Origin of the sequence: Streptomyces sp. A1277 (genome assembly GCF_004795015.1) — a bacterium.
GTDB lineage: Bacteria > Actinomycetota > Actinomycetes > Streptomycetales > Streptomycetaceae > Streptomyces.
On record NZ_SSBI01000014.1, the window covers coordinates 16,849 to 40,324 of the forward strand.

Annotated in this window: 16 protein-coding genes; 10 read left to right on the forward strand and 6 right to left on the reverse strand. The window is 73.2% G+C overall.

The features are described 5' to 3' along the window. Positions 1-26 precede the first annotated feature (26 nt). On the reverse strand, positions 27-2,759 hold the full coding sequence (locus E6R18_RS11855) for a lysylphosphatidylglycerol synthase domain-containing protein (RefSeq protein WP_136316848.1): 2,733 nt from the start codon (positions 2,757-2,759) through the stop codon (positions 27-29). 212 nt (positions 2,760-2,971) lie between these two features. Here E6R18_RS11855 and E6R18_RS11860 point away from each other — a divergent pair, with 212 nt between their 5' ends. Both E6R18_RS11860 and E6R18_RS11865 read left to right on the forward strand, forming a co-directional pair. Continuing rightward, a complete protein-coding gene (locus E6R18_RS11860) occupies positions 2,972-3,352 on the forward strand; it encodes an MGMT family protein (RefSeq protein WP_276607260.1) in 381 nt (126 codons plus the stop codon). A 213-nt stretch (positions 3,353-3,565) separates the two neighbouring features. After that, positions 3,566-6,901 (forward strand): ATP-dependent DNA helicase, encoded by a 3,336-nt coding sequence (locus E6R18_RS11865; RefSeq protein ID WP_136316850.1) that lies wholly within the window; start codon positions 3,566-3,568, stop codon positions 6,899-6,901. Between the two features lie 9 nt (positions 6,902-6,910). Here E6R18_RS11865 and E6R18_RS11870 read toward each other — a convergent pair whose 3' ends face one another. Together E6R18_RS11870 and E6R18_RS11875 are read right to left on the reverse strand one after the other, a co-directional pair. Beyond that, positions 6,911-7,816, reverse strand: a complete 906-nt coding sequence (locus E6R18_RS11870) for an SAM-dependent methyltransferase (RefSeq protein ID WP_136316851.1) — start codon at positions 7,814-7,816, stop codon at positions 6,911-6,913. Positions 7,817-7,870: 54 nt separating this feature from the next. After that, a complete protein-coding gene (locus E6R18_RS11875; protein ID WP_136316852.1) occupies positions 7,871-8,782 on the reverse strand; it encodes an SAM-dependent methyltransferase in 912 nt (303 codons plus the stop codon). Between the two features lie 409 nt (positions 8,783-9,191). On the opposite strand from E6R18_RS11875, the gene E6R18_RS11880 reads away from it, so the two are divergent. From E6R18_RS11880 to nudC, 3 genes are read left to right on the forward strand one after another with little or no spacing between them, the layout of a single operon-like run. Then, positions 9,192-12,710 carry an ATP-dependent DNA helicase gene (locus E6R18_RS11880; protein WP_136316853.1) on the forward strand — a complete coding sequence of 1,173 codons (3,519 nt, stop codon included), beginning with the start codon at positions 9,192-9,194 and terminating at the stop codon, positions 12,708-12,710. A 10-nt stretch (positions 12,711-12,720) separates the two neighbouring features. Next, complete coding sequence (locus E6R18_RS11885) at positions 12,721-14,115, forward strand: dipeptidase (RefSeq protein WP_136316854.1); 1,395 nt, start codon at positions 12,721-12,723, stop codon at positions 14,113-14,115. A 44-nt stretch (positions 14,116-14,159) separates the two neighbouring features. Next, positions 14,160-15,104 (forward strand): NAD(+) diphosphatase, encoded by a 945-nt coding sequence (gene nudC, locus E6R18_RS11890; RefSeq protein ID WP_136316855.1) that lies wholly within the window; start codon positions 14,160-14,162, stop codon positions 15,102-15,104. 146 nt (positions 15,105-15,250) lie between these two features. On the opposite strand, the gene E6R18_RS11895 is transcribed toward nudC, so the two are convergent. Next, on the reverse strand, positions 15,251-15,508 hold the full coding sequence (locus E6R18_RS11895) for a mycoredoxin (protein WP_136316856.1): 258 nt from the start codon (positions 15,506-15,508) through the stop codon (positions 15,251-15,253). 258 nt (positions 15,509-15,766) lie between these two features. Here E6R18_RS11895 and E6R18_RS11900 point away from each other — a divergent pair, with 258 nt between their 5' ends. The 4 genes from E6R18_RS11900 (at position 15,767) to E6R18_RS11915 (ending at position 19,361) form a co-directional block, all read left to right on the forward strand. Further along, positions 15,767-17,959, forward strand: coding sequence for an ATP-dependent DNA helicase UvrD2 (locus E6R18_RS11900; protein ID WP_136316857.1), 2,193 nt, complete (start codon positions 15,767-15,769; stop codon positions 17,957-17,959). Positions 17,960-18,124: 165 nt separating this feature from the next. Continuing rightward, entirely contained in the window at positions 18,125-18,463 is a 339-nt protein-coding gene (locus E6R18_RS11905; protein ID WP_136316858.1) for a hypothetical protein, read from the forward strand. Between the two features lie 173 nt (positions 18,464-18,636). Beyond that, positions 18,637-19,005, forward strand: coding sequence for a WhiB family transcriptional regulator (locus E6R18_RS11910; protein WP_136316859.1), 369 nt, complete (start codon positions 18,637-18,639; stop codon positions 19,003-19,005). 32 nt (positions 19,006-19,037) lie between these two features. Next, positions 19,038-19,361: a hypothetical protein gene (locus E6R18_RS11915; protein ID WP_136316939.1), complete on the forward strand. Its 324-nt coding sequence runs from the start codon at positions 19,038-19,040 to the stop codon at positions 19,359-19,361. A gap of 337 nt (positions 19,362-19,698) precedes the next feature. On the opposite strand, the gene E6R18_RS11920 is transcribed toward E6R18_RS11915, so the two are convergent. Both E6R18_RS11920 and E6R18_RS11925 read right to left on the reverse strand, forming a co-directional pair. Further along, positions 19,699-21,390, reverse strand: a complete 1,692-nt coding sequence (locus E6R18_RS11920; protein WP_240799701.1) for an AarF/ABC1/UbiB kinase family protein — start codon at positions 21,388-21,390, stop codon at positions 19,699-19,701. 41 nt (positions 21,391-21,431) lie between these two features. Further along, positions 21,432-22,577: a ThiF family adenylyltransferase gene (locus tag E6R18_RS11925; RefSeq protein ID WP_168712329.1), complete on the reverse strand. Its 1,146-nt coding sequence runs from the start codon at positions 22,575-22,577 to the stop codon at positions 21,432-21,434. A 269-nt stretch (positions 22,578-22,846) separates the two neighbouring features. On the opposite strand from E6R18_RS11925, the gene E6R18_RS11930 reads away from it, so the two are divergent. Beyond that, the gene (locus E6R18_RS11930; RefSeq protein ID WP_136316860.1) at positions 22,847-23,470 is read left to right on the forward strand and encodes a M48 family metallopeptidase; all 624 of its coding nucleotides are present in this window, start codon (positions 22,847-22,849) and stop codon (positions 23,468-23,470) included. Positions 23,471-23,476 lie beyond the last annotated feature (6 nt).

The window sequence follows — 23,476 nt, forward strand, 5'->3', positions numbered from 1 at the left end:
GTCCAAGCGGGTGGCCGGTGCGCCGTTCAGATCTCGCCCTTGCGGGTGAGGTGGTTGAAGCAGAGCCAGCCGGGAAGGACCGGCAGCCACAGGGTCAGCAGCCGGAACAGCAGCACCGCGGGGGCGGCGACCTCCTTCGGCAGCCCGACCGCGATCAGACCCAGCGTCAGGGCGCCCTCGACGGCGCCCATACCGCCGGGCGTGGGGGCCGCCGAGCCGAGCGCGTTGCCGGCGAGGAAGACGACCGCGATGCTCGCGTAGCTGAGGTGCGGGGTGTCCGGTCCGCTGAACGCCCGGACCGAGGCGTCCAGGCACATCACGAACACGCCGGTCAGCAGCAGCATCCCGCCGATGCCGGTGAGCAGCTTCTGCGGCCGCTGCACGACGTCGAGCATGCGCGGGACGACCCCGGCGAACAGCGACCGCACCCGGGTCACCACGAACTTGCGCAGGAACGGGATCGCCGTCACCACCAGCACCAGCACGGCGACCGTCAGCAGCCCGGCGATCACGGTCCTGGACGGGGTCAGCGAGGACGGGGTCTTCTCGGTGCCGGTCAGATAGCCGAAGGCGCCGAGCAGCAGGATGTGGCAGCCCAGGCCGAACAGCTGCGAGGCGCCCACACTGGCCACCGCGAGCCCGGGCCGGACCCCCGCGCGCTGGAGGAAGCGGGTGTTCAGCGCGACCCCGCCGACCGCCGCAGGCGCCACGATCTTCACGAACGAACCGGCGACCTGTGCGAGGACCGTCTTGCCGAACGGCACCCGCTCGGGCACGAAGCCCAGCAGGCTCATCGCGGCCGCCACGTAACTGAGCGCCGAGAAGCCGACCGCAGCCGCCACCCAGCCCCACTCCGCCTGCTCGACCACCGCGCCGAAGTCGGCCTGGGTGACCTGCGAGATCAGGAAGTACGCGGCGATGGCACCGGCGATGAAGCTGAACAGGGTGCGCGGCTTGATGCGTTCCAGGCGGACCGGCTCGACGGGGGCCTGCGGCCGGATCAGCAGGACCTCCCGGCGGATCTGGGTGAGCAGGTCCTCCTCGCGCGCCTCCTCCAGCGCGTCGTCCATGGCCCGCTTCTCGGCCTGCTTCTCGGTGCGCAGCGACTTGCGGCCGGCCTTGCGATCCCCGTTGTCGGAGGGCTCCGCGCCTTCCGCCCTGGCCCGCTTCGCCGCGTCCGAGGCGTCGAGCACGGCCTCGCGCTCGCGCTGCGACCGCTCCCGGGCGAGCCTGCGCAGATGCGCCCGGGTGGAGCGGCTGAGCGCGATCGGCTGGAGCAGCGGCAGGCTGTCGGCGACGGCGTCCGGGCCGAGCACGGCGAGCGCGGCGGCCACGGCCCGCTCCGGGCCCACCCGCAGACCGGTCGTCGTGAGCAGCTGCGCGACGTCCATCCGCAGCACCAGATCGCCCGCCGCGATCTCCCCGCCGCGCAGGTCGGTGACGAACACCTTGCCGAAACGATCCACCAGGATGGCGTCTCCGGTGAGCCTGCGGTGCGCGATCCGGCGCGACTGGAGGGCCTTCACCTGGCGCCAGGCGCCGCGCACCAGATCGTCGGTGATCTCGGCGTCCTCCAGGGCGTCCAGGGACCGGCCGCCGATGTGCTCGTAGACCAGCATCACGGCGTCCGGGCCCAGCTCGGAGGTGGCGATCAGCTTGGGCGCGTTGGCCCCGGCGGCGATGGCGGCGTACGCGAGCAGCGCCTCCTGCTCCAGCGCCTGGCGCAGCGACTGGATGGACCGCCGCTGTGTGATGCCGCGCAGGGTGAGCCTGCGCCACACCCGGTAGAAGAAGCCCTGGGCCTGCTGCTCGCGGTCGACGACCGTCACATCCAGCGGTGGCCCGTCCTCCAGGGAGACCAGATAGCGGCGCCCCCGGTCGCTCTGGTCGCCGGAGTCGGGCGCGTCCTCGGCCCGCATCGCGGTGACCGGGCGGAAGCCGACGTGGCGCAGCCCGGCCATCAGGTGCTGCCCGGTCGGGCGGACGTTCGGCGAGCCGACCGCGTAGAGCGTGCCGTACGCCACCGACCAGCCGATCAGGACGGTCAGGACGATGGAGAACGGGGTGGTGTAGCCGCCGACCAGCATGGCGAACGCGTCGAGCAGCAGCACCACCCACAGCACGACCCGCCAGCGCGGCCGTCTCGCCATCCCCACCGCCGTCATATAGGCGATCACGGGGGCGAGGTAGCCGTGCACGGGGTCGGTCACCGCGTCACCGGGCGTCGGCTGGGTCAGCGCGTCCTGCACGGTGCCGGAAGCGGACTTGGCGACCCACAGATCCGTGGCGAGCGTCACGCCGTGCGCCAGCACCGCGGCCAGCACCCCGTCCGCGATCCGCAGCCCGTCGCGTTTGATCAGCCGCTCGATGGCGAAGGCGACCGGCACCAGGAGCACGGCGATGCTGGAGACCAGTCCGGCCAGCTTGATGAGCAGGTCGGGGGCCTGGCCGGTGCCCTTGTTGATGTCCTGTTCGAGGCCGGTGGTCGTGCCGTGGGCGAAGGCGGCGACGGAGAACAGCACGACGACCGCCAGCACCCCGATGAGCAGGCGCAGCAGGTCGGAGGGGCGGTGCACCCGGGCGGGCAGCAGCGGTTCGTCCCCCGAGACGCGCTCGGTCAGTGCCTCGTCGGCGGTGGCGAGCGTCGAGCCTGCCGGGTGCCCGGAGGAGTCCTCCGCGTCCGTGCCCGGCTGCTGCCGGGCCCTGTCCGGACGCGGCTCGGCATCGGAGGCGTCGTCGGCCGCCTTCGGTGGCTGCACGCCCTGCTCCTTCGTCGCCTCTGATTGGTCTTCGTGGTCTCGTATCACCGGTCACCGCCCGCATGATGGTGGCACGGCCGACGAACACACGGGGGCATCAGGGTGCGATGCGGGGGCGTGCGCTGCGCAAGATACGCAACTTTCCCGCCGCACGCACGCTGCGTGTGCGCCCGGACACGGCCCAGGCCGGGCTGTCGGTGGCGTACGGCAGGATGGGTCCGGTGAGCGAACACCCGACGGGCGACGCGCTGCCGGAGTACGCGGAGCGCGTGCTCGACGTCGCCGATCTGATCCCGCCCGGCCGCGTCATGACCTACGGCGACATCGCGGAGTGGCTGGGCGACGGCGGCCCGCGCCAGGTCGGCCGCGTCATGGCGCTGTACGGGGGAGCGGCGCCCTGGTGGCGCGTGGTGCGCTCCGACGGCGCGCTGCTGCCCGGCCACGAGCTGCGCGCGCTGGACCACTACCGCGAGGAGAACACCCCGCTGCGCGAGGCCCCGGCCGGCGCGGAGGGCCACCTCCCCCGCCTGGACATGCGGCGCGCACGGTGGGACGGCGTGACGGGCGGCGGCGGTGGGGGAGCTCACACCTGACAGCTTCGGCCATCCGGCGGCGTATCGCGCGGAGCCCGGTCCGTACGGTGTGCGGGAAGCACGGCGCGGGGCGGGGGCCCGGCCGCGCGCGGAACGTGACGATCCCCGCAGCCGTCCCGCCGCATTCGCGGCCCGCGCCGGAGTAGCGTCGTCAGTTCGCGGCAGATCCCGCGCCCTCACCACCCGTACACCCACCAGGACCGGCGATCCCACGTGAGCACCTCCTCCACCACCCGGCACAGTCCTCGCCGTCAGACACGGCCGGGGTCCACGGGCCCGTACCGGCTGGTGCGCACCCTGCCGGGTTCCGTGGAGCCCCCTCTCCTGGACGCGGCCCAGCGCGCGGTGGTTGACCATGCGGGCGGCCCGCTCCTGGTGCTCGCCGGACCCGGTACGGGCAAGACGACCACGCTGGTCGAAGCCGTCGCCGCCCGCGTCGCCAGGGGCGGCGACCCGGCCCGTGTGCTGGTCCTCACCTTCAGCCGCAAGGCCGCCGTCGAACTGCGCGACCGGATGGCCGCCCGGCTCGGCGCCGCCCGGGGACCGCAGGCCACCACCTTCCACTCCTTCTGCTACGCCCTGGTCCGCGCCCACCAGGACGCCGACCTCTTCGCGGACCCGCTGCGCCTGCTCTCCGGACCTGAGCAGGACGTGACCGTCCGCGATCTGCTGGCCGGCCAGCTCGACCTGGAGAAGGAGGGCCGCCCGCACATCCGCTGGCCCGACGAGCTGCGGGCCTGTCTGACCACGCGCGGCTTCGCCGACGAGGTGCGCGCGGTGCTCGCCCGCAGCCGCGAGCTGGGCCTCGGCCCGGACGCCCTCGCCGACTTCGCCCGGCGCACCGGCCGGCCCGACTGGGGCGCCGCCGCCCGCTTCCTCGCCGAGTACCTCGACGTGCTGGACGCCCAGGGGATCCTCGACTACGCCGAGCTGGTGCACCGCGCGGTGCTGCTCGCGGAGCGCCCCGAGGTGTCGGCGCTGCTGGCCGGTAAGTACGACGCAGTGTTCGTGGACGAGTACCAGGACACCGACCCGGCCCAGGTGCGGCTGCTGCACGCGCTGGCCGGCAACCGGGGCAGCGCTCCGGGAGCCGGCGGCGGGCGCGATCTGATCGCCTTCGGTGACCCGGACCAGTCGATCTACGCGTTCCGGGGCGCCGACGTGAACGGCATCCTCGACTTCCCCGAGGTCTTCCGGCGCGCGGACGGCGCCCCGGCCCCGGTCGGCGTCCTCACCACCTCCCGCCGCTCCGGCGACCGGCTGCTCGCCGCCACCCGGCTGCTCACCCGGCGGATGCCGCTCACCCGGCTTCCGTCGGCGAAGGTCCGCGCCCACCGCGAGCTGGGCGCGGTCCGCGAGGGCGGCAGCGTCGAGACGTACACCTATCCGACCGCCTCCACCGAGCTCGACAACATCGCCGACCTGCTGCGCCGGGCGCACCTGGAGGACGGGGTGCCGTGGCAGGAGATGGCGGTGCTCGTCCGGGCCGGCGGCCGCACGCTTCCCGCCCTGCGCCGGGCCCTGACCTCGGCGGGCGTCCCCCTGGAGGTCGACGGCGACGACCTGGCCCTGCGCCACGAACCCGCCGTGGCCCCCCTCCTGACCGCCCTGCGCGCGGTGGCCACGGCGGCCCTGCGCGGGGGAGCGGCAGAAGCGGCCGAGGGGGAGGAAGCCGCCTGGCTCGGGACCGAGACCGCCCTGACCCTGCTCGCCTCGCCCCTCGGCTCCATGGACGCCGCCGATCTGCGCCGGCTCGGCCGGGCCCTGCGGGACGAGGAGCGCGCCGCCGGCAACCGGGTGCCCGCGCCCTCCGGCGAGCTGCTGGCCCGCGCACTCGCCGAACCGGAGCGGCTCGTGGCGCACGATCCGGCGTACGCCCGGGGCGCCCAGCGCCTGGGCGCGCTCCTGCGCACGGCGCGCGAGCTGCTGGAAGCCGGCGGCACCGCCGAGGAGGCCCTGTGGGCGCTGTGGTCCGGCACCCCGTGGCCGGGCCGGCTGGAGCGCGCGGCCCTGCGCGGGGGCGCCGCCGGGCGCAACGCCGATCGCGACCTCGACGCGGTCTGCGCCCTCTTCGACACGGCCGCCCGCGCCGAGGAGCGCACCGGCGGCCGGGGCGCGCTCAACTTCCTGGAGGAGGTCGACGCCCAGGACATCGCGGCCGACACCCTCTCCCGGCGCTCGGTGCGGCCCGAGGCCGTACGGCTGATGACCGCCCACCGGTCCAAGGGCCTGGAGTGGCGCATGGTCGTCGTCGCGGGTGTGCAGGAAGGACTCTGGCCCGACCTGCGGCGGCGCGGCTCGCTCCTGGAGGCGGACCGGATCGGCCGCGACGGCCTCGCCGAACCCCTCACCCCCGGCGCCCTCCTCGCGGAGGAGCGGCGGCTGTTCTACGTGGCGGCGACCCGGGCCCGCGAGCGCCTGGTCGTCACCGCCGTCAAGGCCCCCGCCGACGACGGCGACCAGCCCTCCCGCTTCCTGGCCGAGCTGGGCGTCGAACCCCGGGACGTCACCGGCCGCCCCCGCCGCCCCCTCGCGGTCGCCGCGCTCGTCGCCGAGCTGCGCGCCACCACCGTCGACCCCGCCGCCTCCGACGCCCTGCGCGAGGAGGCCGCCCGGCGGCTCGCCCGGCTGGCCGCGCTCACCGACGACGACGGCCAGCCGCTCGTGCCCTCGGCCCACCCGTACCGCTGGTGGGGTCTCTACGAGCCGACGCGCTCGGCCGTACCGCTGCGCGACCGGGACCAGCCCGTCGCCCTCTCCGGGAGCGCGCTCGACCAGCTGGCCAACACCTGCGCGCTCCAGTGGTTCCTGGGCCGCGAGGTGAAGGCCGACGCGCCCGCGACCGCCGCCCAGGGCTTCGGCAACGTCGTCCACGTCCTGGCCGACGAGGTGGCCTCCGGCCGTACGCCCGCCGACCTGGCCGTCCTGATGGAGCGGCTCGACTCGGTCTGGGACGGGCTGGTCTTCGACGCCCCCTGGAAGTCGCACCAGGAGAAGGAGCAGGCGCGCGCCGCCCTCGAACGCTTCCTGAGCTGGCACGTCATGGACCGGACCGGCCGTACCCCCGTCGCCAGTGAGCACGACTTCGACGTGACGCTGGAGGCGGGGGAGTTCGAGGTGCGCATCCGGGGCTCCATGGACCGCGTGGAGCGGGACACCGAGGGCCGCGCCTACGTGGTCGACTTCAAGACCGGCAAGCAGTCCCCGACGAAGGACGAGGTCGCCCGCCACCCCCAGCTCGCCGTTTACCAGCTGGCGGTCCGGGAAGGGGCGGTCGACGACGTCTTCGACGGTACGCGGCCCGAGCCGGGCGGCGCCGAACTCGTACAGCTGCGCCAGGCCGCCCCCAAGAAGGAGGGGGGCGACGCCGCGCCCAAGGTGCAGGCGCAGGCGCCGCCGGACTCCGAGTGGGTCTCCGACCTGCTCGCGACCGCCGCCGGCCGGGTCCTGGACGAACGGTTCACCCCGACGACCGGCCAGCACTGCACCCACTGCACCTTCCGCGCCTCGTGCAGCGCGCAGCCGGAGGGCCGGCACGTCCTGGAGTAGGACCGGGGATCAGTGCTTGCGCGCCACCAGGCCGTACACGCTGACATCCGCGTCCGTGACGTCGTTGATGTCCTGGTAGCGCGTACGGTCCAGCTCGTCCAGGCCCGCCACGAACTCCGGGTCGGGGTTCTGGGCCTCCGGCAGGTCGACCACCTGCTCGGGCCGCCAGCGGTGCACGGGGACGATGCCGGGTTCGAGCAGCTCCAGGCCGTTGTCGGTGACGAAGCGTTCCATCTGGGCGTGGGAGCGGCGGACCATGGCGAAGCCGCGCTCCTTGAACCCCTTGGTGATGCTGCCGACCTGCTCGGTGTTGAGGTCCGAACTCACATTGCTCAGGACGACGACGCTGCCGGGTGCGAGGGCGCCCACCAACTGCTTCACGACGGGGTAGGCCGCCTCGTCCTCGATGAAGTGGAGGACGGCCGCGAGGACGAGAGTGACCGGGCGGTCGAAGTCGAGGATGCGGCGGGCCGCTTCGAGGATCTTGGCCGGGTCGCGGAGGTCCGCCTCGATGTAGTCGGTACGCCCCTCGGGCCCGCTGGTGAGCAGGGCCTGCGCGTGGACGAGGACGACCGGGTCGTTGTCGACGTAGACCACGCGTGACTCGGGCGCGATGGCCTGGGCGATCTGGTGCACGTTCTGCTGCGTCGGCAGCCCGGTGCCGATGTCCAGGAACTGCCGGACGCCGTCGTTCGCCGCGAGGGTCACCGCCCGCCGCATGAAGTCCCGGTTGTGCCGCACGGTGAGGTAGCCGCGCGGGTTGGCGGCCAGGGCCATGGCGGCGGCCTCGCGGTCGGCCGGGTAGTTGTCCTTGCCGCCGAGGAAGACGTCGTAGACCCGTGCGGGGTGTGCCTTCGTCGTGTCGATGCGCTTGCGGAGCTCGGTGGCGTCAGGGGCGGGTGCGTCGGCGCTCATATGACCGTCCTCGTAAGGCTGTTGGTGCGACAAGCAGTTAATTTAGACTGTCTTTCACGGCTTGCGCGCCACCAGGACGTAGATGTTGACGTCCTCGTCGGTCGCCTCGGAGATGCTGACGTACCGCCCCTCGTCCAGGTGGTCGAGTTGTTCCGGCGCCGGACCCCGCACCTCGGTCGCGTCGGCCGCGTGGTCCGGCCGCCAGTGCCGCGACGCGACGATGCCGGGGCTGAGCAGCTCCAGACCGTTGTCCGTCACGAAGCGCTCGATCTCCTCGCGCCGGCGCAGCACGAAGGAGAACCCCCGCTTGCGGAACGTCTCGGCCACCTTGTTGATCGGTGCCGGGTTCATGTCGGCGCTGAGGTGGCTCAGGACGAGGTGGCTGCCGGACGGCAGCGCGTCGAGGAGCTGCGCGACGACGGGGTGGGCCTCGTCGTCCTCGATGAAGTGGAGGACGGCGGCGAGGACGAGGGCGACCGGGCGGTCGAAGTCGAGGATGCGGCGGGCCGCTTCGAGGATCTTGGCCGGGTCGCGGAGGTCCGCCTCGATGTAGTCGGTACGCCCCTCGGGACTGCTGGTGAGCAGGGCCTGCGCGTGGACGAGGACGATCGGGTCGTTGTCGACGTAGACGATGCGTGACTCGGGCGCGATGGCCTGGGCGATCTGGTGCACGTTCTGCTGGGTCGGCAGCCCGGTCCCGATGTCGAGGAACTGTCGGATGCCCGTCTCGGCCGTCAGCGCGGTCACCGCCCGCCGGATGAAGTCCCGGTTGTGCCGGACGTCGAGGTGCCCGCGTGGATTGGCCTTCGCCGCTAGGGCGGCGGCCTCGCGGTCGGCCGGGTAGTTGTCCTTGCCGCCGAGGAAGACGTCGTAGACCCGTGCGGGGTGTGCCTTCGTCGTGTCGATGCGCTTGCGGAGCCCGGTGGTGGTGTCCAGGTCCGCGGGGCCGGGGGCGTCGGCGTTCATATGAGCGTCCTCATCGAGATGGGCGATGCGCGTGGTCGGCGTGCTTCGGTGCTGTGTGAGGCGGCGTGCCGGGGCGATGCGTGCAGAGAGGTGCGTGCCGAGGCGATGTGTGCAGAGAGGTGCGTGCCGGGGCGATGCGTGCAGAGCGATGTCGGATGTGATCGGCGGCGGTCCGGAACGATCATTGACAACCTAGACCGGTCGTTCCGGCGGCGGGAGGCACTTCTCGGACTCTCCTTGCGGCCTTGGGCCTTGCGGCCTTGGGCCTTGCGGCCCGCGCCCGGGCCGGGTAGCCGGGGCCGGGCGCGGGCCGGAGTTCCGCGCTGCCGACGGGCGCCCGGCTTGTCCACGGGCGCCCGGCTCCACACGGCTTCGTGGGTTGTCGGTGGTGCCGGTTAGCCTCTGTGGAGTGTCCCCGCGCCTGACCGATCCCGAGCAGCTCAAGGAGCTCCTCGGCATCCCCTTCACCCCCGAGCAGACGGCCTGCATCATCGCGCCGCCCGCCCCGCAGGTGATCGTGGCCGGAGCCGGGTCGGGGAAGACCACGGTGATGGCGGCGCGTGTGGTGTGGCTGGTCGGCACCGGTCAGGTCGCCCCCGAGCAGGTCCTCGGGCTCACCTTCACCAACAAGGCGGCCGGCGAGCTCGCCGAGCGCGTGCGCAAGGCCCTCGTCGCCGCCGGAGTCACCGACCCGGACGCCATCGACCCGGACAACCCCCCGGGCGAGCCCGGCATCTCCACGTACCACGCCTTCGCCGGGCGGCTCCTGACCGAGCACGGGCTGCGCATCGGCCTCGAACCCGCCACCCGCCTCCTCGCCGACGCCACCCGCTACCAGCTCGCCGCCCGCGTGCTGCGCGAGGCCCCCGGCCCCTTCCCCGCCCTCACCAGGTCCTTCCCCACCCTGGTCAGCGACCTGCTGGCCCTCGACGCCGAGCTGGCCGAACACCTCGTACGCCCCGAACGGCTCGCGGAGTACGACACCGAACTGCTGCGCACCCTGGAGAGCGCCCGGCTCAGCAACGCCGAGCTGCGCAAGATCCCCGACGCCGCCGAGGCCCGCCGCGAACTGCTCTCGCTGACCCGGCGCTACCGCGAGGCGAAGCGGAGCCGCGACCTCCTCGACTTCGGCGACCAGATCGCCCTCTCCGCCGAGCTGGCCCTCACCCGCCCCGAGGTCGGCGCGATCCTGCGCGACGAGTACCGGGTCGTCCTGCTCGACGAATACCAGGACACCTCCGTCGCCCAGCGCCTCCTGCTCTCCGCCCTCTTCGGCAGCGGGCCCGACGGCACCGCCTCCGGGCACGCCGTCACCGCCGTCGGAGACCCCTGCCAGGCCATCTACGGCTGGCGCGGCGCCTCCGTCGCCAACCTGGACGACTTCCCCAGCCACTTCCCGCACGCCGACGGCACCCCGGCAGCCCGCTACTCCCTCAGCGAGAACCGCCGCAGTGGCGGCCGCCTCCTCCACCTCGCCAACGGACTCGCCGCACCCCTGCGCGCCATGCACGAGGGCGTCGAGGCCCTGCGCCCCGCCCCCGGCGCCGAGCGCGACGGCCTCGTCCGCTGCGCGCTGCTGCGCACCCACGCCGAGGAGATGGCCTGGCTCGCCGACTCCATCGCCCACCTCGTGCGCACCGGCAAGGCGCCCGGTGAGATCGCCGTCCTGTGCCGCACCGCCGGTGACTTCCCGCAGATCCAGGCCGCGCTGGTCGCCCGGGACATCCCGGTCGAGGTCGTCGGCCTCTCCGGGCTGCTCCACCTCCCCGAGGTCGCCGACCTCGTCGCCGTCTGCGAGGTCCTCCAGGACCCGGCGGCCAACGCCGCCCTGGTCCGCCTGCTCACCGGCCCCCGCTGGCGGATCGGCCCCCGTGACCTGGCCCTGCTCGGCCGCCGGGCCCGCCTCCTCGTCCACCGCGCCGCCCATGGCGACGACGAGGACTTCGACCCCGACCGCCGGCTCGCCGAGGCCGTCGAGGGTGTGGACCCGGCCGAGGTGATCTCCCTCGCCGACGCCCTGGACACCTTCCTGGACGCGGGCGGCGAGGAGGACGACCGGCTTCCGTTCTCGGCCGATGCCCGGGTCCGCTTCGCCCGCCTCGCCGCCGAACTGCGCGACCTGCGCCGCTCGCTCGCCGACCCCCTGATGGACGTGCTCCACCGGGTCCTGGCCACCACCGGCCTGGAGGTCGAGCTCTCCGCGTCCCCGCAGGCCCTCGCCGCCCGCCGCCGCGAGACCCTGAACAACTTCCTCGACGTCGCCGCCCGCTTCGCCGCCGTCGACGGCGAGGCCACCCTGCTCGCCTTCCTCGGCTTCCTGCGTACCGCAGCCCAGTACGAGAAGGGCCTGGACAACGCGCTGCCCGGTGGCGAGAACACCGTCAAGGTCCTCACCGCCCACAAGTCCAAGGGCCTGGAGTGGGACGTCGTCGCCGTGCCCGGCCTGGTCACCGGCCAGTTCCCCAGCGGCCAGTCCCGGGACGCCTGGACCGCGCAGCCCCAGGTCCTCCCGCACGCCCTGCGCGGCGACCGGGCCACGCTGCCCGCCCTCCACGCCTTCGACGCCAAGGGCCTCAAGGGCTTCAAGGAGGAGATGAAGGAGCACCAGCACACCGAGGAGCTGCGCCTCGGATACGTCACCTTCACCCGCCCCCGCACACTGCTGCTCGGCTCCGGCCACTGGTGGGGCCCCAGCCAGAAGAAGCCGCGCGGCCCGTCCGCCTTCCTGCACGCGCTGTACGAGCACTGCGCCGCCGGGTACGGCGAGATCGAGGCGTGGGCGGACGAGCCGGCCGAGACCGAGGAGAACCCGTCCCTGTCCGAGGCGGCGGCCGACCACGCCTGGCCGCTCCCCCTGGACGCCGACGCCCTGACCCGCCGCAGGGCCGCCGCGGACACGGTCCTGGACCACCTGGCGAGGCTGACGGACGAGGCGCCGCTTCGGGCGGAGGCGCCGCTGCCGGAGGAGACCCGTTTCCCGGACGGGAGCGCGCGCCCGGACGCGGTGCCGTTGCGGGACGGGGTCCCGCTGACGGACGAGGCGCCCTTCCCGGACGAGGCGTCCTACCTGGACGACGACCCGTTCCTCGACGAGGCGCCTTTCCCCGACGAGGCCCACTTCCCGGACGACGACAGCGACGACGACGCCCCGCCCCCGCCGGCTCCGGCGCCCCCGCCGGCCCCGCACGTCCCGGCGGCCCGTACCCCCGTTCCCGCCCCCGCGCGGCTCACGCCCGAGGAGGCCCGCACCCTCGCCTCCTGGGACCGCGACCTCGACGCCCTCGCAGGCGAGCTGCGCCGCGCCCGCGCCACCGTGCGCGACGTCCTCGTCCCCGCCTCGCTCTCCGCCACCCAGCTGCTGCGCCTCGCCGACGACCCCGACGGCTTCGCCCGGGAGCTGGCCCGGCCCATGCCCCGCCCACCGCAGCCGGCCGCCCGCCGGGGCACCCGTTTCCACGCCTGGGTCGAGTCCCGCTTCGAGGAGCTGCCGCTGCCCATGCTCGGCCCCGACGAGCTGCCCGGCGGCGACGAGAGCGACGCCGACATCGCCGACGAGCGCGACCTCGCCGAGCTGAAGGAGGCATTCGAGCGCACCCCGTACGCCCGCCGCACCCCGTACCGCGTGGAGACGCCCTTCCAGATCACGCTGGCCGGGCGGGTGATCCGGGGCCGGATCGACGCGGTGTACCGCACGGGCGACACGTACGAGATCGTCGACTGGAAGACCAGCCGCACCAACACCGCCGACCCCCTCCAGCTCGCCGTCTACCGGCTGGCCTGGGCCGAACTGCACGGCCTTGCGCTCACCGACGTCACGGCCGCCTTCCTCTTCGTCCGCAGCGGCGAGAGCGTCCGCCCGGCCCGCCTCCCGGGCCGGGCGGAGCTGGAGCGCATCCTCCTGGACGAGCCACCTCCGTCGGACGGATAAGCTGAAGGTCATGAGCGACACCCCGGACAGCGCTGTCCGTACGTACACCGAGCAGCACCGCGCGGCCTTCCTCGACGACCTCGCCGAGTGGCTGCGCATCCCCTCCGTATCCGCTCAGCCGGAGCACGAGGGCGACGTACGGCGCAGCGCCGAGTGGCTGTCGGCCAAGCTGAAGGAGACCGGTTTCCCGGTCGCCGAGGTGTGGGAGACGGATGGGGCGCCCGCCGTCTTCGCCGAGTGGCCGTCCGACGACCCGGCGGCCCCCAAGGTCGTGGTGTACGGCCACCACGACGTCCAGCCCGCCGCCCGCGAGGACGGCTGGAGCACCGAGCCGTTCGAGCCGGTGATCCGCGACGGCCGGATGTACGGGCGCGGCGCGGCCGACGACAAGGGGCAGGCGTTCTTCCACACCCTCGGCGTCCGGGCCCACCTCGCCGCCACCGGCCGCACCACCCCGGCCGTGCACCTCAAGCTCATCGTGGAGGGCGAGGAGGAGTCCGGTTCCCCGCACTTCCGCGCCCTGGTCGAGCAGCACGCCGACCGCCTCGCGGCGGACGCGGTGATCGTCTCCGACACCGGCATGTGGAACGAGACCACCCCGACCGTCTGCACCGGGATGCGCGGCCTCGCCGAGTGCGAGATCGAGCTGCTCGGGCCGGAGCAGGACATCCACTCGGGCTCGTTCGGCGGCGCCGTTCCCAACCCCGCGACCGAGGTCGCCCGCCTCGTCGCGGCGCTCCACGACGCGGACGGTCGGGTCGCGGTCCCCGGCTTCTACGACGGCGTGGCCGAACTCACCGCCACCGAACGCGCCCTCTTCGCCGAGCTGCCGTTCGACGAGGACACCTGGCTGCGCACCGCCAAGGCCGGGGCCGCGTCCGGCGAGGCGGGGTACTCCACGCTGGAGCGCATCTGGGCCCGCCCCACCGCCGAGGTCAACGGCATCGGCGGCGGCTACCAGGGCGCCGGCAGCAAGACGATCATCCCGTCGTCCGCCCGCGTCAAGATCAGCTTCCGCCTGGTCGCGGGCCAGGACCCGGACCACGTCCAGCAGGCCGTACGGGCCTGGGCCGAGGCCCGCATCCCGGCCGGAATCGGCCACCGGATCACCTTCCTCCCCGCCACCCGCCCCTGCCTGACGCCCCTGGACCACCCCGCGCTGCAGGCAGTCGCGCGCGCCATGGGCCGGGCCTTCGGGCAGAAGATCCTCTTCACCCGGGAAGGAGGCTCCGGTCCCGCCGCCGACCTCCAGGACGTGCTCGGCGCACCCGTCCTCTTCCTCGGCATCTCCGTACCGTCCGACGGCTGGCACGCCCCCGACGAGAAGGTCGAGCTGGGCCTGCTGTTCAAGGGCGTGGAGACCGCCGCCCACCTCTGGGGCGAAATGGCGGCCGCCCTCCGCTGAATCCTCTGAACACCCGATCCATCCCGGGGGAGTAGGAAGCACCTGTGAGCACCTTCGACAACGCCACCGCAGACCGGCCCATCGGTCTGACCGCGCCGAGCGGCATCGACCGCGCGGCGCACCACCGCCTCGACGAGGCATGGCTGTCCGCCGCGTGGAGCCACCCGACGACCCGGGTCTTCGTCGTCTCCGGCGGCCAGGTGCTGATCGACGACACCGACGACGGCACCGAACTCGTGATGACACCCGCCTTCGAGGCGCCCGTCACCGAGACCCACCGCTACTTCCTCGGCAGCGACGCGGACGGCGTCAGCTACTTCGCCCTCCAGAAGGACACCCTCCCGGGCCGCATGGACCAGTCGGCACGGCCGGCCGGGCTGCGCGAGGCAGGGATGCTCCTCGGCGCCCGGGACGCCGGTCTGATGGTGCACGCGGTGGCCCTGGAGAACTGGCAGCGGCTGCACCGCTTCTGCTCCCGTTGCGGCGAGCGCACGGTCATCGCGGCGGCCGGCCACATCCGCCGCTGCCAGGCATGCGGCGCCGAGCACTACCCGCGCACCGACCCGGCGGTCATCATGCTCGTCACGGACGACCAGGACCGCGCTCTGCTCGGCCGCCAGGTGCACTGGCCCGAGGGCCGCTTCTCCACGCTCGCCGGGTTCGTCGAGCCGGGCGAGTCGATCGAGCAGTCCGTGGCGCGCGAGGTCTTCGAGGAGGCGGGCATCACGGTCGGCGAGGTCGAGTACGTCGCCAGCCAGCCCTGGCCGTTCCCGTCCAGCCTGATGCTCGGCTTCATGGCCCGCGCCACGACGTACGAGATCAACGTGGACGGCGAGGAGATCGAGGAGGCGCGCTGGTTCTCCCGCGAGGAGCTGACGGCGGCCTTCGAGTCCGGCGAGATCCTGCCCCCGTTCGGCATCTCGATCGCCTCCCGGCTGATCGAGCTCTGGTACGGCAAGCCCCTCCCGAAGCCGGTCCGCGCGGGCTGACCGGGGAGCCGGTGCGAGCGGGGCGACCGGGAGCTGGTACGCGCGGGCCGACCGGGGAGCTGGTACGAGCGGGGCGACCGGGCCCGGACATACGACCGCCCCCTCCGGTGCGCTGACCGGAGAGGGCGGGGCGGGCGCGGGGGTGCTCAGACCCCGAGGGCCTGCTTCACCTGGGCCAGACTCGGGTTCGTCATGACGACGTCGTCACCGCCGCCGGCCGGGGCCACCAGAACCGTCGGGACCGTCTGGTTTCCGCCATTGGCCTTCTCGACGAAGGCCGCCGACTCCGGGTCCTGCTCGATGTTGATCTCGGTGTAGGCGATGCCCTCGCGGTCCATCTGCCCCTTGAGCCGACGGCAGTAGCCGCACCACGTGGTGCTGTACATCGTCACAGTGCCCGGCATGTCTTCGCGCTCCTCTGTCTCGTCGGTCCCGGCAACCCCTCACGCCCGGACGCGGGTCCGGTGCGTCGCACAGGGGCCGGGACGTGCGTTGCCGCACGCAGGGTGAACGTACGGGACCCGTCCGCCATTCCCGGCGCCGGGTCCGGGCCGGGCGGCCACCGCGTACCGGGCGGGGCCGCCGCCGTATTAGTACGACGAATACATCACCCCTGTGGACAACCACCGCACCAGCCCCGCGCGACCTGGCAGCATGGCGGGGTGACATCAGCAACGCACTCCACCCTCTTCCCCCAGGTCCCCGACACCGCCGACGCCGTCCTGGACGGGCTCGACCCCGAGCAGCGCGAGGTCGCCACGGCCCTCAAGGGCCCGGTGTGCGTGCTGGCCGGAGCCGGTACGGGCAAGACGCGGGCCATCACGCACCGCATCGCCTACGGAGTGCGCGCGGGGATACTCCAGCCGTCGAGCGTGCTGGCCGTCACGTTCACCAACCGGGCTGCCGGTGAGATGCGCGGCCGGCTGCGGCAGCTGGGAGCCGGCGGGGTGCAGGCGCGCACCTTCCACTCGGCGGCGCTGCGGCAGCTCCAGTACTTCTGGCCGAAAGCAGTCGGCGGCGATCTGCCCCGGCTGCTGGAGCGCAAGGTCCAGCTCGTGGCCGAGGCGGCGGCCCGCTGCGGCATCCGGCTCGACCGCAACGAGCTGCGGGACGTCACCAGCGAGATCGAGTGGGCCAAGGTCACGCAGACCGTGCCCGCCGACTACCCCGCCATGGTCGCCAAGTCCCAGCGCGACGCCCCGCGCGACCCGGCGGAGATCTCCCAGGTCTACGCGACGTACGAGCAGCTGAAGCGCGAGCGGACGGTGATCGACTTCGAGGACGTGCTGCTGCTGACCGTCGGCATCCTCCAGGACCGGCACGACATCGCCGACCACGTCCGCCGCCAGTACCAGCACTTCGTCGTGGACGAGTACCAGGACGTGAGCCCGCTCCAGCAGCGGCTGCTCGATCTCTGGCTCGGCGACCGGGACAGCCTCTGCGTCGTCGGCGACGCCGGCCAGACGATCTACTCCTTCACCGGCGCCACCCCCGACCACCTGCTGGGCTTCCGCACCCGCCACCCCGGGGCCACCGTCGTCAAGCTCGTCCGCGACTACCGCTCCACCCCCCAGGTCGTCCATCTGGCCAACGGGCTGCTCGCCCAGGCATCCGGCCGGGCCGCCGAACACCGCCTCGACCTGGTCTCCCAGCGCGAGCGAGGCCCCGAGCCCGCCTTCGTGGAGTACGCGGACGAGCCCGCCGAGGCCGAGGGCACCGCCCGCCGCATCCGCGACCTGATCACGGCGGGCGTCCCGGCCGGTGAGATCGCCGTGCTCTACCGGGTCAACGCCCAGTCCGAGGTCTACGAGCAGGCCCTCGCGGACGCGGGCGTGCCCTACCAGCTCAGGGGCGCGGAGCGCTTCTTCGAGCGCCCTGAGGTACGCGAGGCGGGCATCGCCCTGCGCGGCGCGGCCCGCGCGGGGGCCAACGATTCCCTCCTGGACGACGCGGAGGGCCTGCCCGCCGAGGTGCGGGCGGTGCTCTCCACCAAGGGGTGGCGCAGCGAGCCGCCCGCCGGTTCGGGCGCGGTGCGCGACCGCTGGGAGTCCCTGGCCGCCCTGGTCAGACTCGCCGAGGACTTCGAGCGGGCCAAGCCGGGCGCGACCCTCTCCGACCTGGTCGCGGAGCTCGACGAGCGGGCCGCCGCCCAGCACGCCCCCACGGTCCAGGGCGTCACACTGGCCTCGCTGCACTCGGCGAAGGGCCTGGAGTGGGACGCCGTGTTCCTGGTCGGACTGACCGAGGGCATGATGCCGATCACCTACGCCAAGACGGCGGAGCAGATCGAGGAGGAGCGCCGGCTGCTGTACGTCGGCGTCACCCGGGCCCGCTACCACCTCGCGCTGTCGTGGTCGCTGGCCCGCTCGCCCGGCAGCCGTCCCGGACGCCGGCCGACCCGGTTCCTGAACGGGCTGCGCCCAGGCTCGGCCGGGCCCGGCGGCCGGAGTGCGGCGGGCGGCGCGGGCGGTGGCGTCGAGCGCCCGGTCGTGGCCCGCCGCAAGCCCCGGGGGCCCGCGCGGTGCCGGGTCTGCGGCAAGACCCTGACGGACGCCGGCGAGATGAAGCTGATGCGCTGTGACGACTGCCCGTCCGACATGGACGAGGCGCTGTACGAGCGGCTGCACGACTGGCGGGCGGTCCGGGCGCGGGAGATCGGCCAGCCCGCCTACTGCGTGTTCACGGACAAGACGCTGATGGCCATCGCGGAGGCGGTGCCCCACAGCGAGGGCGAACTGGCCGGGATCTCCGGGGTCGGCGCGCGGAAGCTGGGCCGCTTCGGCGCCGCCGTTCTGGACATCTGCGCAGGTGGCGACGGGAGCGAGGGGCTGGCGGAGGCCGACGACGAGATGTGAGAAAAACTCGTCGAAAAAATAGTTTGCGCCCGCCCCAGTCATCACCATAGGTTCTTAACCACGGAAACAGCGGCTTCTCTGAAGCCCTGGCTCTGTGCTGTACTTATCCGAATACGCAGGACCGGCTCGCCGGTCCCCCCGAGACGCCGAGAGGAGGCGATTGAAGTGATCAGCATCATCGAGACCAACAAAATGACCGATCTCTCGGTCGTCTCCGCCTGCTCGCTCGGCCTTCTCGCCCGTTCCTCGAAGCCCTCGCTGCGTGCCACCGGTGTGTCCGGCGTTTCCGCCGTCATCCCGATGTCCCTGGCCGGCCTTCCCGTGCGGGAGCGCAATGAGCGACCGACCCAGGCACCGGCAGCAGCAGTAGCGAAGGGACAGGCCCAGGCCTATGCCTTTGCGGCCGTCGGTGCGGGAGCGGGAGCCGGCGTCACCGAGCAGACGATGCACCACCACACGATGTGGGCCTTCCGTGGGCCTGAACCCTGGAGTGATCCAGCCTGATGCACCATCAGGCCGGCGCCTTCAGGGCCGCGGAACCCCACTCGGGATCCGCGGCCCTTTTGTTTTGTCCGAACGGACGGGACAGCGCGAAGGAGCCTCGGGACTAGCAGGACCTGGTACCAGCCGCCCCCCGGCCAACAGGCCGGAAACGACCAGACGAGGACACCACCACCGTGCAACTCGAAGCGCACGCCCCGTCAGTACCGCCTTCCGACACGATCTCCCCGCCCGGCCTCACGGAGGACTCCACCTTGACCCCGCTCACCGCGCTCACCGCGCTCGACGACGCCATCGAGAAGCTCGGCGTGCCCGTCCCCTGCCGTGCCTACGACCCGGAGGTCTTCTTCGCGGAGTCGCCGGCCGACGTCGAGTACGCCAAGTCCCTCTGCCGCACCTGCCCCCTCGTCGAGGCATGCCTCGCCGGCGCCAAGGAGCGTCGCGAGCCCTGGGGCGTCTGGGGCGGCGAGCTCTTCATCCAGGGTGTCGTCGTTGCCCGCAAGCGGCCGCGAGGCCGTCCGCGCAAGAACCCGGTCGCGGCGTGACCGCCGACCTGGGGGTCCCGGCCCCCAAGCCCATGAAGCGCATCGGAACCATCGACCGTCCCCTCACCCACGACCCCCGAAACCAGGCTCCAATGACCATCCCCACGTCAGAGCCCGTCGGCTCCGCGACACCAGACGTCACCATCATCGGCGCGAACGACTCGCGTCAGAACAGGACCCGCGAGATGCAACTCATCCCAGAAGCCCTGGCCCGTGCGCATATGCACGACCGCCTGCGTGAAGCCGACGCGGAGCGTCAGGCCGTGCGCCTGATCTCCGCGCGGCGGATGCAGCGCCGGGCGGAGCGTGCCTCGATGCGCGCCCGCCGCGCGCTGGCCATGGCCGTCATGCACTGACCCGCAGGCCACCGACCCGAACGGGTCGAACAAGGCCGGGCATCATCGGCATCCGCCGGAGCGCAGCCGCTCTCTGCGCCCCGGCGGGCCGCACCCGGCCGGCAGCACCCACCCAGCAGTACCCCTGTCGCGGGGCCGGTCCACCCAACTGACCGGCCCCGCGGCCGTTCCCGGCTGCCCGGCGCCCGCTCGCCCGGCGCCCGCTCGCCCGGCGTCCGCTCGCCCGGCGTCCGTCTGTCCGGCGTCCGGCTGCCTGGCATTCACCTGATCCGGCTAATCCGCCTAGTCCGGGAAATCCGGGTAGGGGGCACCCGGGCTACCGGCTACGCGGTACCGCCTACCCGGCATCCACCGTCTCGGCGCCGCCGGCCACGGGCTCGCCGGCCGCGAGGTCATCCGGTGCGAGGTCATCCGCCGCGAGGTCCTCCACGGGCTCGGCCGCCACGGGCTTGCCGGTCGCGGGCTTCTCCGCCGCGCGCTCGCCGGCGGTGAGGCGCTTCGCCGTGCGGGCCTCCGCCGTGTGGCCCTCCGCCGCGGGCTCGTCGCTCAACTGCTCCTCCGCCGTGGGGGCTTGGCCCTGCTCCTGGTGCTCCGTCTCCTCGGGCGGGAGGAACCCCGGGAGCCACGCCTCCAATTCGTCGCGCAGCCGGACCGTGGCGCCGAGCTGGCACAGCACGCCGATCGTGCTCAGCGTCACCCGGTGTATCAGCAGGTAGGAGGGCGGCAGGTTCAGCTGCTTGCCCAACTGGTGGGCGGGGGAGCGAGGATCGGCTATCCGGGCGGCCTGGTGGCGCATCCAGCTCCGGCTGAAGGTGAACTCCTCCACCTCGGCCGGTTCGATGATCGGCAGGAGGTAGTCGAGAACCGCGTCCGCCTCCAGGTCGATGGAGTCCTTGACGAACCCCTCCGCCCGCAGCATCTCGTAGACCGCGTCGGCGTCCCCCCGGAGCGTCAGCCGCAACGCGTCCCCGATGGTCTGCGGCAGCCCGCCCGGCAGCCGGTCCACCGTCCCGAAGTCGAGGACCCCCAGCCGCCATTGAGCCGCGTCGTCGGTCACCTCCCCGGCCTTCTCGGTTACCTCGGCCTCCCCGGCCTCCCCGGTCTCGTCGTTCTCCGCCGTCGTGGCCGTCGTGGCCGTCGTGGTCGGCGAGGCGGGAGGCAGCAGCCGGAAGTTGCCCGGGTGCGGGTCGGCGTGCAGCAGGCCCGTGCGCGCGGGGCCCGAGAAGAGGAACCTGGCCAGCAGCTGACCGGCCCGGTCGCGCTGTCCGGCTGTTCCCCCGGAGATCACCTCGGCCAGCGGGATACCGTCGATCCACTCGGTGACCAGCACCTGGGCGGACTGGTGGACCACCCCGGGGACCACCACGTCGGGATCGTCCGCGAACTCCAGGGCGTGCTCCTCTTGCGAGCGCGCCTCCTGCTCGTAGTCCAGCTCCTCCGACACCCGGTCGCGCAGCTCCGTGATGAGCGGCTTGATGTCCATGCCCGGGACCAGCGGGCCGAGCAGCCGTGCGAACCGGCTGAGCTGGGTCAGGTCCGAGAGCAGGGCCTCACCCGCGCCCGGATACTGCACCTTCACCGCCACGTCCCGGCCGTCGTGCCACACCGCCCGGTGCACCTGCCCGATCGAGGCGGCGGCCGACGGCTTGTCGTCGAACGTCAGGAACAGCTCCCGCCAGTCCTCGCCCAGCCGCTCCGCCAGCACCGCGTGCACCGTGCCGCTCGGCATGGGAGGGGCGGCCTCCTGGAGTTTGGTGAGGGCCGCACGGTAGGGGCCCGCGACCTCCTCGGGCAGCGCGGACTCGAAGACCGACAGGGCCTGGCCGAGCTTCATCGCCCCGCCCTTCAGCTCACCGAGCACCTTGAACAGCTGGTCGGCGGTGCGCTGCTGCACCTCGCGGGCCACCAGCTCCGCGGACTTCCCGCCGATGCGCTTGCCCAGGCCCCAGGTGGCGCGGCCGGCGAACCCCAAAGGCAGCGCGGCCAGCTTGGCGGTTCGGGTGACCGCCTTCCGGGGAAGATCAGACATATGCCCCTCCAAGTCCCAGACTGCCGCGCTGCGTGCGGCGGTTACCCGGCCATTGTGTCGTGCGCCCTGCCGGCTCCGGAGGCGCGGACCCCCTCAGTGTGACCGGCGGCCCCACAGGAACAGTCGAGGTGAGCCCCGATCCGCTCCGACCTCCAGTCCAACAGCGGCAGCGCCGCCTCCCACCGGGACCCGGTGCTCGCCGGCAGCTCACCGTCGAGGAAGGCCAGCGCGTGCGCCGCCGCGAGCCCCGCCACCGCCGTCGCCAGCCCCAGGTCGCACGCCTGCACGGCACCGCGACGCCCGGACTGCCACTGCGCCAGCATGCGCGGCCACTGGGGGTCCCGGTCCCGCCGGTTCAGATGCAGGCAGCCGGCACAGGCCGTGCCCCCGGGCAGGACCAGCGGCCCGACGAATCCGGTGGCCTCCATCACCCCGGCGTACAGATGAGGTGTGCCCGAGGAGATCCATGGTTCGGCCGTCCCCGGCTCGGGGACGTACCCGGACAGGCCGTCGCGCGGGGCGACCACGATCAGGGACAGGCCCGGCTCCCGGCCGGCCGGACCGGCGCCCGCACCTGACGCCCGCTGAACCGGGCCGGGGGCCGAGCGGCGTACCAGCTGCCGGGCCGCCATGTCCCTGCGCTCGCCGACCGCGGAGGCGGGCAGCCCGCCCGGCGCCACGTCACCGGGCTCCGCGCATCCGCCGTCCAGCACCTCGACCCGCCCCACGCCCGCTCCGGAGAGCACCGCGGCGACGGCCGCGCCGACCCGGCCCGCGCCCCGTACCTGCACGCGCATCGAGCGGCGGGCGGCCAGCCGGCGCATCGCCGCGCCGGGCTCGGGGTGCACGACGGAGAGTGACGCCAGGTCGGGGCGGTGGCGCTCCATGGTGTCCGTCCTCTTCCGCAGGGCGTCGGCCTCCGGACCGCCTGCCCGGACGTCGTCGACCAGACCGGCGTCCATCAGCCGCATGACCAGCGCGTCCACATGACGCTCGCTCAGGTCCATGGACTTCGCTTCCTCGCGCAGCAGAGGCATGCCCCGGGTCCCGTCGAGCAGTTCCATGAAACAGCCCGTCGCGATATCCATCGGGCCCACCTTCACCGCATGCGCGGGCGTTACTCCGAATTGCACGGTTTCGCGGCCGCGCCATGCGCGGCGCAGTGCGGGCTTCAACATCGGATGCACGGCTTCCCCCGGTCTGTGTGCGTCTGTGCGTCTGTGCGTCTGTGCGTCTGCGTCTGCGACTGTGCGTCTGCGACTGTGGTGTGTCTGTGTCTGTGTCTGTGTCTGCTGTGTGACTTGCATTGCCAGAATGCAGCGGATCGCCGAGACGTGCGGAAAGTTATCCACAGGCGTGGGCATTAGTCGTTCAAATGGTGCAAGGCGTGGAGCCGATCATGCGGAACCGTTCTCGGGGCGGGACTTCCCGCCCTGGCAACGGGTAACGTCGTGCCGTGCCCGCCGACCCGTCGCCCGGCTCCGCCGGGGAGCCCGCCGCGCCCGGCGCCGGAACCCACCGGCGCAGTGCCGCGGACCATGCCCGCCGCGCCTCGGCGACGAGCGCCGTCGAGGTCCGCAGGAGCGCCCGTCGCAGCAGGACGGTCTCCGCGTACCGGGAGGGCGATCGCACTATCGTGCTGATTCCCGCCCGGATGTCCGAGGCCGAGGAGCAGCGCTGGGTGAGCGTGATGCTCGACAAGCTCGCGGCCCAGGAGAACCGGCGGATCATCGGCGACAGCGAGCTCGCCGAACGTGCGGAGCGCCTGTCCGCCCAGTATTTCGAGGGCCGGGCCAGGCCCGTATCGGTGCGGTGGGTGACCAACCAGAACACCCGGTGGGGCTCCTGCACTCCGGCCGAGGGCAGCATCCGTCTGTCGCACCGGCTGCAGGGAATGCCGGAGTACGTCGTGGACTACGTGCTCGTCCACGAACTCGCGCACCTCCTGGTGCCCGGGCACGGTCCGCGTTTCTGGCGGCTGCTCGACGCCTATCCGCGCACCGAACGTGCGCGCGGCTTTCTGGAAGGGGTGGTGGCGGCCGACCGGCTGCCGCACCTGCCGGCCGCGCGCGGCGAGTAACGTCCG

Coding starts and splice junctions, on each gene's coding strand:
- E6R18_RS11860 (WP_276607260.1), top strand. CDS start 2,972: ATGGGTCCGGTGAGCGAACACCCGACGGGCGACGCGCTGCCGGAGTAC.
- E6R18_RS11870 (WP_136316851.1), bottom strand. CDS start 7,816: ATGAGCGCCGACGCACCCGCCCCTGACGCCACCGAGCTCCGCAAGCGC.
- E6R18_RS11875 (WP_136316852.1), bottom strand. CDS start 8,782: ATGAACGCCGACGCCCCCGGCCCCGCGGACCTGGACACCACCACCGGG.
- E6R18_RS11885 (WP_136316854.1), top strand. CDS start 12,721: ATGAGCGACACCCCGGACAGCGCTGTCCGTACGTACACCGAGCAGCAC.
- E6R18_RS11895 (WP_136316856.1), bottom strand. CDS start 15,508: ATGCCGGGCACTGTGACGATGTACAGCACCACGTGGTGCGGCTACTGC.
- E6R18_RS11915 (WP_136316939.1), top strand. CDS start 19,038: ATGAAGCGCATCGGAACCATCGACCGTCCCCTCACCCACGACCCCCGA.
- E6R18_RS11920 (WP_240799701.1), bottom strand. CDS start 21,390: ATGTCTGATCTTCCCCGGAAGGCGGTCACCCGAACCGCCAAGCTGGCC.